Here is a 16,878-nt window from a genome sequence, read left to right on the forward strand (position 1 = left end):
CCACCCTCGACATCACGGGCTGGACCTGCCCGGCCCCGCTGCGCGACCGCCCGCGCGTGGTGATGGGCCACGGCGGCGGCGGCGCACTCTCCGCCGAGCTGGTCCAGCACCTCTTCGCCCCCGCCTTCGGCGGCGACGTGCTGGCCCAGCTGGGCGACTCGGCGGCCGTCCGCCTCGGGGGCGTCCGGCTGGCCTTCTCCACCGACTCCTACGTGGTGCGCCCGCTGTTCTTCCCGGGCGGCGGTATCGGCGACCTGGCGGTCAACGGCACCGTCAACGACCTGGCGATGAGCGGAGCACGCGCGGCGTACCTGTCCTGCGGGTTCATCCTGGAGGAGGGCGTCGAGATGTCGGTCGTGGCGCGTGTGGCCGAGGCCATGGGCGCCGCCGCACGGGCGGCGGGCGTGGAGATCGCCACCGGCGACACCAAGGTCGTCGAGGCGGGCCACGGCGACGGCGTCTACGTCAACACCGCCGGCATCGGGATCATCCCCGACGGCGTGGACCTGCGTCCGCAGCGGGTCGTACCGGGCGACGTCGTGATCGTCAGCGGCGAGATCGGCCTCCACGGGGTGGCGATCATGAGTGTCCGGGAGGGCCTGGAGTTCGGCGTGGACGTCGAGAGCGACTGCGCCGCCCTCGGCGGTCTCGTCCAGAGCATGCTCGCCGTCACCCCCGACCTACACGTCCTGCGTGATCCCACCCGGGGCGGCCTCGCCGCCTCCCTGAACGAGATCGCGGCCGCCTCGGGCACCGGCGTCGTGATCCACGAGCGCAGCGTCCCGGTCCCCGCGGCCGTCGCGAACGCCTGCGCGATCCTCGGCCTCGACCCGCTGTACGTGGCGAACGAGGGCAAGCTGGTGGCCTTCGTGCCGCGGGAACACGCCGAGGCCGTACTGGACGCGATGCGCGCCCATCCGCTGGGCCGCGGCGCGACGGTCGTCGGCGAGGCCGTGGACGCCCACCCGGGCCTGGTCGTCGCCCGTACCGCCCTCGGCGGCACCCGCGTGGTCGACCTCCCGATCGGCGAGCAGCTGCCGCGCATCTGCTGAAGCCTCCCGGCGGAGCCGACCGCACACGACCTGCCCGGCGGCGCCCGCCCGGCCACGGTCCCGCCAGCGGCGGCCGGGCCGGCCGACCGCCACGGTCTCGCCGGGGCTTGCCCGGTGGCCACCTGTCCGCCCGGCGGCGTCTCCCGGTTCCGCCCGGCGGCAGCCTTCTGGCTCCCCGGCCGGGTCGCTCCGGACGGCGGCAGCCGGCCGGCTGACCCCGCGCGCTCTCGCCGCGGCGGTCCCAGGGCCGACGCGGCAGCCGCCCGGGGGTGCCCAACGCGGTTCTGCCAGGCAGGCACGCCCGGCCGCGGCCCGGCGGCGGTCCGCCCGGCGGCGTCTCCCGGCTCCGCCCGGCGGCGGCCGTCCGGCTCAACCGGCCATGGTTGGTCTCGCCGGCGCGGAGCCAGGACGGTGCCCCGCCCGGCCATGGCCTGCCCGGGCGGCGGCCCATCCGGCGGTGGCGCCGGGGGTGGGGCGGGTCAGCGGTCGTCCCGCATGTCGTCGAGGTCCCGCTCGTCCAGGTCCCGCATCACGTCCCGCATCGTCGCGTCCTCCCGGCCCCGCTCGTGCGCGATCTCGTCGGGGGTGCGCGGCCTGCCGCCCGTCTTCATCCGGTCCGGATCCGGCGACCGCCCGCGGATCCGCTCCTGCTTGCTGCCCGTCTCGCCGCCCATGACCGTTCACACTCCTTCCGTGCGTACCGGTCCCTACCCTGGGGCTACCCGTCCGGCGCTGCCCGAACCAGGGGCCGGCCCGCCCGGTCGTGACCCTCGGCGGCCGGCGCAGCAGGGGCGGCCACCTCGCTCCCGGACTTTGCCCGAGTGATCCATGGTGGATGTGGCATCACTCTCCGCGCGGGCGGCTGCCGGCATCCCCGGACGCCATGGCCGCGCGCACCTCGCGCTCGGTCCGCTCCGGATCGTCGACGGAGACGGCGACCCGGCCGAAGGGCGCCCCTTCGGCCAGCTCCAGGCAGAGCACGGGGCTCTCGGCCTTCACCGCGACGAAGTCCTCCCCGGACGGCCTGTCCCGGACCCCGCTGCACCGCCCCGGGGACCACCTGCCCGAACCGGGTCGGCCGCGCAGTACGCGCCACCAGCTCCTCTCGATGCGCACCCCACGCAGCGCCGACACGGGTACGCGCACCTTCCGCCGCCGCGCCGCCAGGCCCTCGCGCACCCCCAGCCGCACCACGACCTCGCCCCCGTCCACCTCCACCCGCGCCATGACCGCTCACCGCCTTCCCACGGTGCGCCTCCCCGGGAAGGCCACGCCCACACCTGTGGGCGCACGGCGGCCGGGTCGGCGCGTCCAGGACACCGTCATCATCGGACGAGCGGACGTACCGGCCCGGCCCAGGGGCTCAGGTGCGGACGCTCAGGCGGGGATGCCCACCTTCTCGTAGGCCTCGTCGATCGCAGCCCGGGCGGCGGACTCCAGCGCGGTGTTGCCGACGAGGTACGTGCTGGTGACGTCCCGCAGGGCGCGTCGCATGTCCGAGAAGTCAGACGTGGTCAGCAGCCGCACCAGGGCGAGGTAGATCAGCAGCGCCCACTCCTCGACCTTGAGGATCGGCCGGCCCGCCGCGTCCACCGAGGTGAGCAGGTTGAACATCGCCTTGTTGTGGATGTTGCTGTTGGTGTGCACCCCGCCGCTGTCGTGCGTCGTGTCCAGATAGTCGTCCATGTGGTCGGGGTCGCCGGTCCGGGTGGGATCGCTCAGGTCGCGCAGCGGTTTCCCGTTGCCGCCCATCCCGGCCCCGAGCTCCCAGCTCCAGGTGCCGACGTCGTGGCGGTCCGGCGCCTGGTACCAGTTGGAGATGATGACGCCCATCGTGTCCGACAGCGACTCGTTCAGGGCGCCGGACTGGTCCTGGTAGATCAGGTTGCTGGAGGTCTCGATCACCCCGTGGGTCATCTCGTGCCCGATGATGTCGAGATGCCGGGCCAGGCTGACCAGCCGGCCTCCCTCGGACACCTGGCCGTACCACATCCGCCCCTTGAACCAGACGGCGTTGAACCACTCGGGCCCCGGTCCGTCCTCGCGGTAGGTGCAGTTGACCAGGGAGACCAGGTCCATGTCGGCGTCGTCGATGCCGTTGCGGAAGAGCTGGTCGCGGTAGTACTTCTCCACCCGCTCGGCATTGACGTGCGCCGAGACCCCGGCCCGGTGGCCGGCGCCGAAGTCGGCCTGCGGCGAGCCGATCGCCGCGGTCGGCGGCGGGGCGGTGTCGATGTCCGCGAAGTCCATGTCGTAGGTGGCGATCTGCCGCCACTGGTCGTGCAGGAGGAAGGAGCCGTTCTGTCGGCTGCCGTGGAACCGCTGCCGGGCGCTGACCTCGTCCTCGCCCTCCAGCCTGATCGGTACGGTGATCGTGGGGGACATCCCGTAGGACTTGAGGATCTCGCCGGAGTGCGCGTCGACGAGGTATCCGGTGAGCGGGAATGCCTCGCGCGGCGACGCGCCGAGGCCGTGGCCGCGCTGGCCGGCCTGACGGCGGTTCTCCGGCAGTTGGGCCGGCACCTCGCGCAGGTGCCAGGCCAGGTGCCATTGATCGTCGCGGCTGATGTACGTCAAGGTGGGCGGCGGCAGCTCCGCGGCGTCGACCGTGCTCCCGGTCGCCGACTTGACCCGCTCCAGAGCCTCCGTACCCGACAGCTCCGGCACGGGGGCGACGCCCGCCACCTCGCCGAGCCTGCCGTCCATCGACACCAGCCGCTGGTCCTCGTCGATCTCGACCAGCACCTCGGCGCCGAAGACGGGGATCGCCTGCCGGGTCTGCTCGAAGCGGACCAGAGTGGTGCCCGTACCGGCCTGACGGCGCTCCATGCTCAGGACGAGATCGGGCACCCGCTCGGGCCGGTCCTCGCGGACGGCCTCGCGCAGCGCCGGTGACTCCTGCACGGCGAGCTTCTCGGCCAGGTAGAACCGTGCGGCAGATTCCGCCGAGTTGAAACCGCGGGGCCCTTCGACGCCCTCCGGGGCGCCCACTCCGCGCACCGACTCGGGCCCTGGAGGCCCGCCGTCCGCCTGCGGGTCGTCGGTGAAGTGATAGCGGAAGCTTTCGAGTTGTGACATGACTGATGACACGACCCTTCGTGGCGCTTCTGGTTGGGCCCCCCTCCTGCTTCCCCTCCCGTTCGCGCGCGTCCCCCTCGCGGCGCTCCCCTCAAACGTCACATCAGGTGACACCGGCGGCAACCGGGCAGCCCGGAGGGATGCACGGTGCTCCCACAGCCGTGTCCGGTTCAACTGTGCCCCGTTCAACGGCATCCGCCGTGGATGCGGGGATGCGGGGCTGCCACCGCAAGACGACGATGGAGGGGTCGGGAGCCTGTTCTCGGAGCAGCGTGCCCGGCCGTTGGCCGGGCGCGTGGCCGTCGGCCCCCCGGGCTCCCGGGTCACGGAGGACTTCAGATGCCTGTGTTCTTCTTCGACATGGGGGGCACTCTGGCCGATGCCCTGCTGGCGGCCGACGACTCGCTGACGCTCCGGCCCCGGCCGCGCGTCATGGCCGTCCTCGACTCCCTCGGCGAGGTCCCGAAGGGCATCCTCTCCGACCCCGGAACGCTGGCACCGGCCACCGTGGCGGCAGCCCTGCACCAGGTGTTCCCCGGCCGCTTCACGGACGACGCCCTCGTGCGCTGGGGGCCGAAGGGCAGCCGGAGCCCCTTCGACGAGGCGGTCGCGAGCGTCCAGGCGCCCGGCTCGGCTCCCGTCACGTGCGTCTTCGTCGGCGAGGACCCCCAGGAGCGCGCGTTCGCCCGGGAAGCGGGCATGCGCACGGCGGCCCACCCGGTGTTCGCCCTGGCGGCCTGGGAGAACCGTCCCGTCTTCTGGACGCGGATCGAGCTGCCCGAGGGGCGGGAGCTGTCCGACCTGGCGGTGATCGCGAACGCCGCGGAGGTCGTCCCGGTGCATGTCGCCTCCGCGCGGCTCGTGCTCGCCATGGCGAGCACGAGCGGTGTCACAGCGCTCCAACAGGGGGGATTCACCACCGACTTGCGGGGAAGCGTGGAGGACACGGCGGCCTTCCTCCTCCGCGACAACCGCCCGCTCCCGGCCGTCGAAGCCTTCGAGGCGTTCGCCGGCGCCCCGCCCGGATCTCGCCCGGACGTCGAGGCGGCGCTGCGCGCCACGGCCGTCTTCGGCTACGTCGCCGACGAGCTGGCGGCGACGACCTCGGCCCTGCCGGTCGCTTCGCTGGGGCCCGCGCCCGGGGGCGTCTACCTCGCCGCGCCCGCCGGGGCCCCCGTGGAGGAGGTGCACCTGCCGGGCGCGAAGCCGGGACACACCGAACGGCTGCTACCGGACCCGGCGCTCCTCGGCTTCCGCACCGAGGCCCCGCCCGGACGCCTCACGGCGGCGGCGTCCGGGGACGGCCTCCCCTCCCCGGAGACGATCGCCGCGGTCCGTGAGGCCGTGACGTCCGAGGTGCTGAGCCGGCACGTGGCGCGCATCTCCGGCATCGAGCCGCTGGCGGAGGGCGGACCGCTGAAGGTGCGCAGCCGGGACGCGTCGGCCGAGGACAACGCGCGGGTCGTCGAGGCGCTGGCGCACCGGTTCGAGGACCTCGGCCTGACCGTCCGACTGCACCCGTTCCGGTGGCGCGAGCACCGGCTGCTGAACGTGGAGGCCGAGCACAGCGTCCCCGGCGCGGACTCGACCGTACTCATCACCGCCCACATGGACTCCACTGCGGCGAACGGCGACTTCGTCGACGCGGACGGCGATCCGCGCCCCTACGATCCAGCGGTGGACCCGGCGCCGGGAGCCGACGACGACGGCAGCGGAACGGCAGCCGTCATGGCCGCGGCGGAGTGCCTGAGAGGGCTGCTCGACGCCGGCCGGGAGCCCACCCGGAACGTGCGCTTCGTGCTGTTCAACGCCGAGGAACAGGGCCTGGTCGGGAGCAAGTTCTACGCACGGGCCGCCGCGGCGGCGGGCGACCGCATCGCCGGGGTCTTCCAGATGGACATGATCGCGGGCCGGCAGCAGGGGAGCAGCCCCGTCGTCGAGATCCACGCCGGATCGCTGGTGCCGGGCCCGGTCGTGAGCGCGTCCGACGCGCTGGGCGAACGCGTCGCCCGTACGGTGCCGGTCATCGACTCCGGTGTGGTTGTCCAGCAGCTCACCGGCCCTGCCGACCCGGCGGCGGGCCGCAGCGACCACGCGAGCTTCCACGAGCGGGGCTGGGCGGCCGTCGCCGTCTCCGAGGACCTGTTCTCCACGCCCGACGGAGACCCCGGCACCGGGACGCGGCAGTACCACACCCCGGGCGACACCCTCCTCGACCAGGACCACAACCCGGAGTTCGCGGCGACCGTCGCCCGCTCGGTCATCGCGACGGCCCTGACCTTCGCCGGCCTGTGACGGCGGCGAGCACCCCGCCGGTCGCTTCGGGGAGCGCACTCGCGGGGCATTTGCAGCCGGTCGGACAGGGGGGTCCGGCCGGCCTGCGGAGCCGAGTTGCGGACAGTAGGTGTCCGCAAGGGCGGATAGCTTGCTGTCATGGCCTCCAGGACGACACATCCCGTACTCGACACCCGCGCGCTGAACCGTGCCACGCTCGCCCGCCAGCTGCTGCTGAGCCGCGCCGAGATGCCCGCGCGGGACGCCGTCGCCCACCTCCTCGGGCTGCAGGCGCAGAACGTCAAGCCGCCCTACTTCCAGCTGCACGCCCGCCTGGCCGGCTTCGACCCCGCCGAACTGGCCGGCCTGATGGAGTCCCGCGAGGTGGTCCGAATGGTCACCATGCGCTCCACCATCCACACCCACACCGCGTACGACGCCCTCACCCTGCGCCCCCTCGTCCAGCCCGCCCGCGACCGCGAGGTCGACTACTTCCGCAAGGGCCTCGCGGGAGTGGACCTGGACCGGCTGGCCGACCGGACCCGCGCCCTCGTCGACAGTGCGCCGCGCACCATGGCCGAGATCCGGGAGGACCTGCTGGAGGAGTGGCCCGACGCCGACCCGCAGTCCCTGTCCGTCGCGGCGCGCTGCCGGCTGCCGCTGGTCCAGGTGACGCCCCGCGGAGTGTGGGGCCGCAGCGGGCAGGTACGGCTCACCACCGTCGAGAACTGGCTCGGCGAGCCCGCCGGCGCGGCGCAGCCCGTGGACGACGTGGTACTGCGCTACCTCGCCGCGTTCGGGCCCGCCTCCGTCAAGGACATGCAGACCTGGGCCGGGCTGACCCGGCTGCGCGAGGCCTTCGAGCGGCTGCGGCCGGGGCTGCTCGTCTTCCGCGACGAGAACGGCGTGGAGCTCTTCGACCTGCCCGACGCCCCCCGGCCGCACGCCGCCACCCCGGCGCCGCCCCGTTTCCTCCCGGAGTTCGACAACCTCCTGCTGTCGCACGCCGACCGGACCCGGGTGGTCGCCCCGGACGTCAAGGGGCGCAGCTGGACGGGGAACCAGGCCCACTGCACCCTGCTCGTCGACGGGTTCCTCGCCGGCCTGTGGAGGCTGGAAGGCGCGGTGCTCACCGTCGAACTGTTCGGCCGGGTGTCGAAGACGACCGAGGAGGAGATCGTCGCCGAGGGGGAGAAGCTGATCGCCGACATGGGCGGTCTGCCCGAGGGGAGCGACCGGCCCGCCCCGTCCGTACGGTTCGCGCCGATCCGCGGCTGAGCCGCGGCCGAGGCGCAGCAAACGGTCAACTCACGGCTGACGCCGCCCTGGTGGTCCGTACACCGGAGGCGGCACGATACCTGCCATGACGACCGAAAGTGCCCGGAACAGCGCCGTTGCCCAGTTCCTCGCCGCGCGGGACTTCCTGCTGGAGCGACGCGGCGACTACGAAGCCGCCCACACCGGATTCACCTGGCCCCGCCCCCACCGCTTCAACTGGGCCCTCGACTGGTTCGACCACATCGCCGCCGGCAACGACGCCGACGCCCTGCGCATCGTCGAGGAGGACGGCTCCGTCGAGGCCCTCTCCTTCGCCCGGCTCGCCGCCCGGTCCGACGCGACCGCCGACTGGCTGCGCGCCCGGGGCGTCGCGCCCGGCGACCGGATCCTCGTCATGCTCGGCAACCAGCGCGAGCTGTGGGAGGTGATGCTCGGCGCGATGAAGCTGCGCGCCGTCGTCATCCCCGCGACCCCGCTTCTCGGCCCGGCCGACCTGCGCGACCGGGTCGAGCGCGGCCACGTGCGGCACGTCGTCGCCCGCGCCGAGGACACGGCCAAGTTCGACGAGGTCCCGGGCGGCTACACCCGGATCGCCGCCGGCGGCGAGGACCAGGTCCCCGCGGGTTGGCTGCGGCTCATCGCGGCCGACGCAGCGGACGCCGGGGGCGGGTTCGTCCCCGATGGGGAGACCCTCGCCGCCGACCCCCTGATGCTCTACTTCACCTCCGGCACCACCGACCGCCCCAAGCTCGTCGAACACACCCACGCCTCGTACCCCATCGGGCACCTCTCCACCATGTACTGGCTCGGACTGCGCCCCGGCGACGTGCACCTCAACATCGCCTCGCCCGGCTGGGCCAAGCACGCCTGGTCCAACCTCTTCGCCCCCTGGAACGCCGGCGCGACCGTCCTCGTCCACAACTACACCCGCTTCGACCCCGAACGCCTGATGGCGGAGATGGACCGGCACGGCGTGACCACCTTCTGCGCCCCGCCCACTGTGTGGCGGATGCTGATCCAGTCCGACCTCACCCGGCTGGCCAGGCCCCCGCGGGAGGCCGTCGCCGCCGGCGAGCCGCTCAACCCCGAGGTCATCGAGAAGGTGCGCGAGGCCTGGGGCATCACCATCCGCGACGGCTTCGGCCAGACCGAGACCACCCTCCAGGTCGGCAACTTCCCCGGGGTCCCCGTCAAGCCCGGCTCCATGGGCCGTCCGGCGCCCGGCTACGAGATCGTCCTGCTGGACCCGGTCACCGGCAAGGAGTCCCCGGACGAGGGCGAACTGTGCGTGGACCTGCGCGTACGGCCCGCCGGCGTGATGACCGGCTACCGGGACGACCCCGAGCGCACCGCCGAGGCCATGGCGGACGGGCTCTACCGGACCGGCGACATCGCCGCCCGCGACGCCGACGGGTACCTCACCTACGTCGGGCGCTCCGACGACGTCTTCAAGGCCTCCGACTACAAGATCAGCCCGTTCGAGCTGGAGAGCGCCCTGCTGGAGCACGAGGCGGTCGCCGAGGCCGCCGTCGTCCCCGCCCCGGACGAGCTGCGGCTGGCGGTCCCCAAGGCCTACGTCACCCTCGCGGGCGGGTGGGAGCCCGGCCCGGAGACCGCCCGGGTGCTGTTCGAGCACTCCCGCGCCGTGCTGTCCCCGTACAAGAGGATCCGGTGCATCGAGTTCGGCGAACTGCCGAAGACCGTGTCCGGCAAGATCCGGCGGGTGGAGCTGCGGGACCTCACGGCGGCAGGCTCGGCGGCGGAGTACCGCGAGGCGGACCTGGGCTGAGCCGGACCCCGGCGGCCGGCAGCCGTCGGGCGGCGGGGCGATGGACCTGTGGGGCGGGGGACCTGACCCGTCGGGCGGCGGGGCGGTGGACCGGTCGGGCGGCGGGGCGGTGCGGCGCCCCCGGGCCCTGCGCGGGCGCCCTGCACGTGCAAGCGCCTGCGCGCGTGCCTGCGTACGCGCCTACGCCGGCAGGTGTGCCTCGATCGCGGCGATGACCTCGGCGGCCTCCGGCTCGGTACGCGGGCGGAAGCGCGCCACGACCTCACCGGCGGGGGAGATCAGGAACTTCTCGAAGTTCCACTGGATGTCCCCCGCCTCGCCGTCCGCGTCGGGGGTCTTCACCAGCTCCTGGTAGAGCGGGTGCCGGTTCTCGCCGTTGACCTCGGACTTCTCCAGCATCGGGAAGGTGACGCCGAAACCGGCCGCGCAGAAGGTCTGGATGTCCTCGGCATTGCCGGGCTCCTGCCCGCCGAACTGGTTGCAGGGCACGCCGATGACCGTGAAGCCCTTCTCCTCGTACTTGAACTGCAGGCGGGCCAGTCCCGAGTACTGGGGGGTGAGGCCGCACTGCGACGCGGTGTTCACCAGGAGGATCGCCTTGCCCTTGTGCGCGGCCAGGCTGGTGGGCTCGTCGGACAGGGTGGTCAGCGGGATGTCGTACAGGCTCACGGGACTCTCCTCGACAGTCGGCGGGTAACGTCCCGAGCCTAAGGGGTGGCCGCTACGCGCCGGATCCGACCAGCGCGTCCGCCGGGTCGTTGACCGGCTGCGGCATCCCGGTGAGGTCCATGACGAACAGCGGTATCCCGAGGTCGTCCGCACGGCTGCGGGCGTCCGCCGTGTACCCGGCGAGCGAGAAGTAGACGCTGGTCGCGGAAGCAGTGAGCCCGTTCAGCCAGACGCACTCCACCGCCCGCAGCCCGGCCGGCGCGGTGGTCGGGTCCACCTGGGCCACCAGCCCCGGAGCCCGCAGGTCCACCGCCGCCGAGGGGATGGGGCGCCCGTCGGGCTGCCGTACGTCCTGGAAGCCGAGCCAGCGCAGGTACAGCGCGGCGGTGGCCACCGCGTCCCGGGCCGTACGGATGGTCACCGGCCGGAACGCGGGCCGGGGCACCGCCGCCGACAACGGCAGGTGCGCCGGGTCCGGCCCGGGGCGGGCCGCCGGGCCGCCGGCCGCGGTCCCGCCGACGACCTCGCCGAGCGGATCCGGCGGGGGCGCCGCACGACCCGTCACCGCTGTGCCAGGAGCCGCAGGGCCCGGCGCCGTGGAGCCCGGAGCCGTGGGGTCCGTGGTGGATCCGGAGCCCGCCGTGGAGCTGGTCCCCGCACCGGCCTCCGGCCGCTCCAGAGGGTGCACCGGAAGGCGCACCACCGTGCCGCACGATCCGCAGCCCAGCTCGGGATGCGGCCACTCGCTCTCCCGGCCGCACGCCGTGCAGCGCACCGTCACCCAACTGTCCGACCAGGTGCGATGGGTCAGCAGCAGCGGTGGCGCGGACAGGTCCAGCGGGGGATTGACCGGGCTCCCGCAGGCGCAGGGGAAGACCGGCGCGGTATAGCCGTTCTCGCGCAGGCATGCCGGGCAGCGCACCGGTACCGCTTCCGCCATGACACCTGACCCCCTCCGTCGCCGTGCGTGGGTCCATGCTCCACCACCGGCGGCCCCCCGGGCGAGCGTCCGCGCCTTTTCCGCCCCGTTCCCGCCGTCGGATCGGTGATTTGTACAAGTCGTCGCGCGAGATGCGGCTTTTGGTGGCTTCCGGGGTTCCTTACCGCCTTGACGCCGAAGAAGACGCCGCTTAGCTTGTTCCGTATAGCAGAACAAAACTTCCGGATGACGGAAAAGCCTGACCGCCAGACCCGCAGGAGAACCTGATGCCTCGTATGACAGCCGCCGCTGCTGCAGTTGAGATCCTCAAGCTCGAGGGTGTCGAACAAGCGTTCGGTGTCCCCGGTGCTGCGATCAACCCCTTCTACCGCGAGCTGAAGAACGTGGGCGGCATCAACCACACGCTCGCCCGCCACGTCGAGGGCGCCTCGCACATGGCCGAGGGGTACACGCGCGCCAAGGCGGGCAACATCGGCGTCTGCATCGGTACCTCGGGCCCGGCCGGCACCGACATGATCACCGGCCTGTACTCCGCCATCGCCGACTCCATCCCGATCCTGTGCATCACCGGTCAGGCTCCGGTCTCGAAGCTCCACAAGGAGGACTTCCAGGCCGTCGACATCGCCTCGATCGCCAAGCCCGTCACCAAGGCGGCCACGACGGTCCTGGAGGCCGCGCAGGTCCCCGGCGTCTTCCAGCAGGCGTTCCACCTCATGCGCTCCGGCCGCCCCGGCCCGGTCCTCATCGACCTGCCGATCGACGTCCAGCTGACCGAGATCGAGTTCGACCCGGCGACCTACCAGCCGCTGCCGGTCTACAAGCCGCAGGCCAACCGCGCCCAGGCCGAGAAGGCCCTGGGCTTCCTGCTGGAGTCCGAGCGTCCGCTGATCGTCGCCGGCGGCGGCATCATCAACGCCGACGCTTCCGACCTGCTGGTCGAGTTCGCGGAACTGACCAACATTCCGGTCATCTCCACCCTCATGGGCTGGGGCGTCATCCCGGACGACCACGAACTGGCGGCCGGCATGGTCGGCGTCCAGACCTCGCACCGCTACGGCAACGCGACCTTCCTGGAGTCGGACGTCGTCATCGGCATCGGCAACCGCTGGGCCAACCGCCACACCGGTTACAACCTGGACGCGTACCTGGGCGACCGCAAGTTCGTCCACGTCGACATCGAGCCCACCCAGATCGGCAAGATCTTCGCCCCGGACTTCGGCATCGCCTCCGACGCCAAGGCCGCGCTGGAGCTCTTCATCGAGGTCGCCAAGGAGCTCAAGGCCCAGGGCAGGCTGCCGGACTTCTCCGCCTGGGCCGCCTCCGCCCAGGAGCGCAAGGCCACCCTCCAGCGCCGCACGCACTTCGACAACATCCCCATGAAGCCGCAGCGCGTCTACGAGGAGATGAACAAGGCGTTCGGTCCCGAGACCCGCTACGTCACCACCATCGGCCTCTCCCAGATCGCCGGCGCGCAGATGCTGCACGTCTACAAGCCGCGCCACTGGATCAACTGCGGCCAGGCCGGCCCGCTCGGCTGGACCATCCCGGCCGCCATCGGTGCCGCCACCGCGGACCCGGAGACCCCGATCGTCGCGCTCTCGGGCGACTACGACTTCCAGTTCATGATCGAGGAGCTGGCGGTCGCCGCCCAGCACAAGGTCCCCTACGTCCATGTCCTCGTGAACAACGCCTACCTGGGGCTGATCCGTCAGGCGCAGGGGGGCCTCGGCATCAACTTCGAGGTCAACCTCGAATTCGAGAACATCAACACCCCGGAGATCGGCGTCTACGGCGTCGACCACGTCAAGGTCGCCGAGGGCCTGGGCGTCAAGGCCATCCGCGTCACCGACCCGAACGAGCTGGGCGCCGCCTTCGAGCAGGCCAAGAAGCTGGCCCAGGAGTTCCAGGTCCCGGTCGTCGTCGAGGCCATCCTGGAGCGCGTCACCAACATCTCGATGAGCAAGACCGTCGACATGAGCGACGTCACCGAGTTCGAGGAGCTCGCGACCGAGCCCGGTCACGCTCCCACCGCGATCAAGGCCCTGCAGGTCTGATCCCCGGCTCCGGCCGTAGGCGACCCCCGTACCTCCGTGAGGAGGGCGGGGGTCGCTCCGCGTTCCGCCCTGCCACGGACGGCGCCCGTCCGGGCCGCCGGGGACGCCGCGCCCGCGTCCGTCCGGGGCGCCTTCACGGGCGTCGGCCCTCGCCGCCCGCTGCGGAGCCGCCGCGACGCAGGACACCGGCCGGGGCACTGCCGCTCCCGCGGGGCCGGCAAAGGCGGGATGGCCGCAGCGGCGCAGGCATCCAGAGGCGGCCGTGGTCGCCACCGCCGGGACCCGCCTGGCCGGCCGGATCGACTCGGCTGGGGTGGGCCTTGAAGCGGCGCTGGCCGAGGTCGTGGCGCCCCCCACGTCGCCCGTCCTGCGTACGTCCTCCACGGCGTACGGCCTCGCCGGCCTGCGGCTCGGCTTCGCGGTTGCGCACGAGGGGATGGCCGCGGCGCTGCGCAAGACGGCGGTTCCTTTCGGTGTCAGCCAGCTCGCGCAGGACGCGGCGGTGGCCTCGCAGCGCGCCGAGGACGAGCTGATGGGACGGGTCGGAGCGCGGGTCCACGGGACGCTGCCGGCGCAGCGTCGACGATTCTCCCGGCCCCGCCGGCCCGCCTGCTCCTCCTGGGAGGAGGGCAGTCCTTCCTCGGAAGGCTCGCGTTCGACCGCGCGGCGCCGGCCACCGACCGGGCGACGACCTCCCGGTGAGGCCGGCGGGCCGGTGAGGGCGGCACGACAAAGCGCCGAGTCACGGGACCGTCCGTGACTCGGCGCTCTGGTTGTTACCGCCCGACGGTGCGAGGCTGGCGCGACAGGACGTTCGCACCGCCGGGCGGAGTGTGTGGGGAGGAGGTCTCCTCTTACCGCAGGGGGCTCTGTGCGCGGCCCCTGTAAGAAGAGGAGTGGCTGGGACCGTGGCGGGCGGGCGACGAGAACTCCGGCACCGTCTCCCTCAGGTCAAGAGACGGGCCTCGGAACCCATTACCACCGCACTGGCTCGCACGCCTGCCACGGTCCTCGTCCTGCCCTCGCCGCGTACCACCCCTCATCCGGGTCCACGGGTCGGGCTCAGCACCCGGGGCCTGACCTCCCGTCAGGCCCCCGGTACATCCATATCGGCTCAGGCGTCGCGCAGGGCGCGCACGGCCTCCTCGACGCGACGGCCGTAGTCGGCGTCGGCGGCGTGGAAGTGAGCCAGGTTCTTCTCGATGACGTCCTCGAGGGTGACCTGCGACAGGCCGCCGGCGATGTTCGCCACCAGACGCTGCTTCTCGGCCTCCGACATCAGGCGGTAGAGCTCACCGGCCTGGAAGAAGTCGTCGTCCTTCGTGTGGGCCGGGGCCTCGTGGGTGCCCGTGTAGCCGGAGACGGCCTTCGGGGCACCGAGCGCCAGACCGGTTTCCGCCGGGCCCTGGTACGAGTTGGGCTCGTAGTTCTTGTCGTGGCGCGAGCCGTTGCGCAGCGCCATCACGCCGTCGCGGCCGTAGTTGTCCGCCTTCGTCGCCTTCGGGGCGTTGACCGGCAGCTGGGTGTGGTTCACCCCGAGGCGGTAGCGCTGGGCGTCCGCGTAGGCGAACAGGCGGCCCTGGAGCATCTTGTCCGGCGAGGCGGTGATGCCCGGGACGAAGTTGTTCGGGGAGAAGGCGGACTGCTCGACCTCGGCGAAGACGTTGTCCGGGTTGCGGTCGAGGACCAGGCGGCCCACGCGCTGCAGCGGGTAGTCGGCGTGCGGCCACACCTTGGTGAGGTCGAACGGGTTGAAGCGGTAGTCCGCGGCCTCGGCGGCCGGCATGATCTGGACGTACAGGGTCCAGCTCGGGTTCACGCCGCGCTCGATCGCCTGGAGAAGGTCGGTCTGGTGCGAGTTCGCGTCCTTGCCGACGAGCTCGGCGGCCTGCTCGCTGGAGAGGCAGCGGATGCCCTGGTTCGTCTTGAAGTGGTACTTGACGAAGAAGGCCTCGCCCTGCTCGTTCGTCCACTGGTAGGTGTGGGAGCCGTAGCCGTTCATGTGACGGTACGACGCCGGGATGCCGCGGTCACCCATCAGCCAGGTGATCTGGTGCGTTGCCTCGGGGGCGTGCGCCCAGAAGTCCCAGACGTTGTCCGGCTCCTGCTTGCCCGTGAAGGGGTCGCGCTTCTGGGAGTGGATGAAGTCGGGGAACTTGATCGGGTCCTTGATGAAGAACACCGGGGTGTTGTTGCCGACGAGGTCGTAGTTGCCCTCTTCGGTGTAGAACTTCAGGGCGAAGCCGCGGGGGTCGCGCACCGCGTCCGCGCCGCCGAGGGAGTCGGCGACGGTGGAGAACCGCAGGAAGGTCTCGGTCTTCTTGCCGACCGTGTTCAGGAATGCGGCGCTGGTGTACGCGGTGACGTCGTCGGTCACCTCGAAGTAGCCGTACGCGGCCGAGCCGCGGGCGTGCACCACACGCTCCGGGATGCGCTCACGGTTGAAGCGGGCGAGCTTCTCAAGGAGCTGCTGGTCCTGGATCAGGAGCGGGCCACCGACGCCGGCGGTGGCGGAGTTCTGATTGTCGGCGACCGGGGCGCCGGACTCGGTCGTCAGCGTGCGCTTCGACATGGTGACCTTCCGTACGGGTAACTGCTGACGGAAAGCGTCTTCCGTCATGCGGAACAGCCTAAATTCGGCGAGAACTAAACGTCAACAGTTTGTTGAACGAAGTTGTGGGGAGAGATGACCGGACGGTGCCGGCGCTTGGGCGCGACAGGACAGGTGTCAGCACCGGCACCATCCGGAGACTCGGTGCCCCCTGCGTGAGGGGGCGGTTCGGGCCCCGTGGGGCCCGGGGGCCTCAGACCTGGGCGCCGGAGAGGCGCTCGACGGCGCGCAGCAGGGCCGAGTGGTCCAGGCCGCCGTCACCCTGGGCGCGCAGCGAGGCGACCAGCTGGGCGACGACCGCGCCGACCGGGAGGGCCGCACCGACGTTGCGGGCGGCGTCGGTGACGATGCCCATGTCCTTGTGGTGCAGGTCGATCCGGAAGCCGGGCTTGAAGTCGCGGTTCAGGAAGTTGTCCTTCTTGCGGGTCAGGACCGTGGAGCCGGCCAGACCGCCGTTGAGCACGTCGAGGGCGGCCCGGAGGTCCACGCCCGACTTCTCGAGGAAGACGACGGCCTCGGCGCACGCCTGGATGTTCACCGCGACGATGAGCTGGTTGGCGGCCTTCACCGTCTGGCCGGAGCCGTGCGGGCCGCACAGGACGATGGTCTTGCCGAGGGCCTCGAGGATCGGGAGGGCCGCGTCGAAGTCGGCCTGCTCGCCACCCACCATGATCGACAGGACGGCCTCGATGGCGCCGGCCTCGCCGCCGGACACCGGGGCGTCGATGACGCGGATGCCCTTCTCGGCGGCGTTCTTCGCCAGGTCCACGGAGGTCTGCGGGGTGATCGACGACATGTCGACGATCAGCGCGCCGGACTTCGCGTTCTCGAGGATGCCCTCGGGGCCGTAGTTGATGGCCTCGACCTGCGGGGAGGCGGGGACCATCGTGATGATCACGTCGGCGTCCTCGACGGCCTCGGCGATCGAGCCGGCCGCGGTGCCGCCGGCGGCCGCCAGGCGGTCCAGCTTGTCCTGCTCCAGGGTGAAGCCGGTGACCGAGTAGCCGGCCTTCAGCAGGTTCTCGGCCATGGGGGAGCCCATGATTCCGAGACCGATCCAGGCGATCTTGGGGAGGTTGCTCATGATGAGGGTCCTTCTCTTAATGCTTCGTACGAAAAGTGCGTGAGGTCTC

General features: G+C 72.2%; 12 protein-coding genes and 1 pseudogene. 6 read left to right on the top strand and 7 right to left on the bottom strand.

The genetic code is table 11. The features are described 5' to 3' along the window. Window positions 1-62 precede the first annotated feature (62 nt). Window positions 63-1,052 (top strand): hydrogenase expression/formation protein HypE, encoded by a 990-nt coding sequence (gene hypE / locus ACZ6JS_RS18045; protein WP_469299396.1) that lies wholly within the window; start codon window positions 63-65, stop codon window positions 1,050-1,052. 479 nt (window positions 1,053-1,531) lie between these two features. Here hypE and ACZ6JS_RS18050 read toward each other — a convergent pair whose 3' ends face one another. From ACZ6JS_RS18050 to ACZ6JS_RS18060, 3 genes are all read right to left on the bottom strand, one after another. Next, on the bottom strand, window positions 1,532-1,726 hold the full coding sequence (locus tag ACZ6JS_RS18050; protein ID WP_469298995.1) for a hypothetical protein: 195 nt from the start codon (window positions 1,724-1,726) through the stop codon (window positions 1,532-1,534). A gap of 169 nt (window positions 1,727-1,895) precedes the next feature. Then, on the bottom strand, window positions 1,896-2,279 hold the full coding sequence (locus ACZ6JS_RS18055; protein WP_469298997.1) for a hypothetical protein: 384 nt from the start codon (window positions 2,277-2,279) through the stop codon (window positions 1,896-1,898). A gap of 150 nt (window positions 2,280-2,429) precedes the next feature. Further along, window positions 2,430-4,130: a M4 family metallopeptidase gene (locus ACZ6JS_RS18060; RefSeq protein WP_469298999.1), complete on the bottom strand. Its 1,701-nt coding sequence runs from the start codon at window positions 4,128-4,130 to the stop codon at window positions 2,430-2,432. A gap of 339 nt (window positions 4,131-4,469) precedes the next feature. Between ACZ6JS_RS18060 and ACZ6JS_RS18065 the strand changes: the two genes are divergently transcribed. From ACZ6JS_RS18065 to ACZ6JS_RS18075, 3 genes are all read left to right on the top strand, one after another. Continuing rightward, on the top strand, window positions 4,470-6,425 hold the full coding sequence (locus ACZ6JS_RS18065; protein WP_469299001.1) for a M20/M25/M40 family metallo-hydrolase: 1,956 nt from the start codon (window positions 4,470-4,472) through the stop codon (window positions 6,423-6,425). Window positions 6,426-6,563: 138 nt separating this feature from the next. Continuing rightward, window positions 6,564-7,682, top strand: a complete 1,119-nt coding sequence (locus tag ACZ6JS_RS18070; RefSeq protein WP_469299003.1) for a winged helix DNA-binding domain-containing protein — start codon at window positions 6,564-6,566, stop codon at window positions 7,680-7,682. Window positions 7,683-7,767: 85 nt separating this feature from the next. Next, complete coding sequence (locus tag ACZ6JS_RS18075; RefSeq protein ID WP_469299004.1) at window positions 7,768-9,471, top strand: AMP-binding protein; 1,704 nt, start codon at window positions 7,768-7,770, stop codon at window positions 9,469-9,471. A gap of 180 nt (window positions 9,472-9,651) precedes the next feature. On the opposite strand, the gene ACZ6JS_RS18080 is transcribed toward ACZ6JS_RS18075, so the two are convergent. Continuing rightward, on the bottom strand, window positions 9,652-10,140 hold the full coding sequence (locus ACZ6JS_RS18080; protein ID WP_060177668.1) for a glutathione peroxidase: 489 nt from the start codon (window positions 10,138-10,140) through the stop codon (window positions 9,652-9,654). Between the two features lie 52 nt (window positions 10,141-10,192). Next, window positions 10,193-11,080 (bottom strand): hypothetical protein, encoded by an 888-nt coding sequence (locus ACZ6JS_RS18085; RefSeq protein ID WP_469299006.1) that lies wholly within the window; start codon window positions 11,078-11,080, stop codon window positions 10,193-10,195. A gap of 275 nt (window positions 11,081-11,355) precedes the next feature. On the opposite strand from ACZ6JS_RS18085, the gene gcl reads away from it, so the two are divergent. After that, window positions 11,356-13,134, top strand: coding sequence for a glyoxylate carboligase (gene gcl / locus ACZ6JS_RS18090; protein ID WP_469299397.1), 1,779 nt, complete (start codon window positions 11,356-11,358; stop codon window positions 13,132-13,134). 352 nt (window positions 13,135-13,486) lie between these two features. Then, a pseudogene (locus tag ACZ6JS_RS18095) lies at window positions 13,487-13,690 on the top strand (aminotransferase class I/II-fold pyridoxal phosphate-dependent enzyme); the annotation flags it as partial. A gap of 558 nt (window positions 13,691-14,248) precedes the next feature. Here the strand turns inward: ACZ6JS_RS18095 and ACZ6JS_RS18100 are convergent. Together ACZ6JS_RS18100 and ACZ6JS_RS18105 are read right to left on the bottom strand one after the other, a co-directional pair. Next, a complete protein-coding gene (locus ACZ6JS_RS18100) occupies window positions 14,249-15,706 on the bottom strand; it encodes a catalase (RefSeq protein ID WP_030961149.1) in 1,458 nt (485 codons plus the stop codon). Between the two features lie 232 nt (window positions 15,707-15,938). Further along, window positions 15,939-16,829, bottom strand: a complete 891-nt coding sequence (locus tag ACZ6JS_RS18105) for a 2-hydroxy-3-oxopropionate reductase (RefSeq protein WP_469299008.1) — start codon at window positions 16,827-16,829, stop codon at window positions 15,939-15,941. Window positions 16,830-16,878 lie beyond the last annotated feature (49 nt).

It is taken from the genome of Streptomyces sp. NPDC046349 (assembly GCF_055587885.1).

Excerpts from the sequence above, each read along its gene's own strand:
- hypE (WP_469299396.1), top strand. The coding sequence starts at position 63 with ATGGGCCACGGCGGCGGCGGCGCACTCTCCGCCGAGCTGGTCCAGCAC.
- ACZ6JS_RS18050 (WP_469298995.1), bottom strand. The coding sequence starts at position 1,726 with ATGGGCGGCGAGACGGGCAGCAAGCAGGAGCGGATCCGCGGGCGGTCG.
- ACZ6JS_RS18055 (WP_469298997.1), bottom strand. The coding sequence starts at position 2,279 with ATGGCGCGGGTGGAGGTGGACGGGGGCGAGGTCGTGGTGCGGCTGGGG.
- ACZ6JS_RS18060 (WP_469298999.1), bottom strand. The coding sequence starts at position 4,130 with ATGTCACAACTCGAAAGCTTCCGCTATCACTTCACCGACGACCCGCAG.
- ACZ6JS_RS18065 (WP_469299001.1), top strand. The coding sequence starts at position 4,470 with ATGCCTGTGTTCTTCTTCGACATGGGGGGCACTCTGGCCGATGCCCTG.
- ACZ6JS_RS18070 (WP_469299003.1), top strand. The coding sequence starts at position 6,564 with ATGGCCTCCAGGACGACACATCCCGTACTCGACACCCGCGCGCTGAAC.
- ACZ6JS_RS18075 (WP_469299004.1), top strand. The coding sequence starts at position 7,768 with ATGACGACCGAAAGTGCCCGGAACAGCGCCGTTGCCCAGTTCCTCGCC.
- ACZ6JS_RS18085 (WP_469299006.1), bottom strand. The coding sequence starts at position 11,080 with ATGGCGGAAGCGGTACCGGTGCGCTGCCCGGCATGCCTGCGCGAGAAC.
- gcl (WP_469299397.1), top strand. The coding sequence starts at position 11,356 with ATGACAGCCGCCGCTGCTGCAGTTGAGATCCTCAAGCTCGAGGGTGTC.
- ACZ6JS_RS18100 (WP_030961149.1), bottom strand. The coding sequence starts at position 15,706 with ATGTCGAAGCGCACGCTGACGACCGAGTCCGGCGCCCCGGTCGCCGAC.
- ACZ6JS_RS18105 (WP_469299008.1), bottom strand. The coding sequence starts at position 16,829 with ATGAGCAACCTCCCCAAGATCGCCTGGATCGGTCTCGGAATCATGGGC.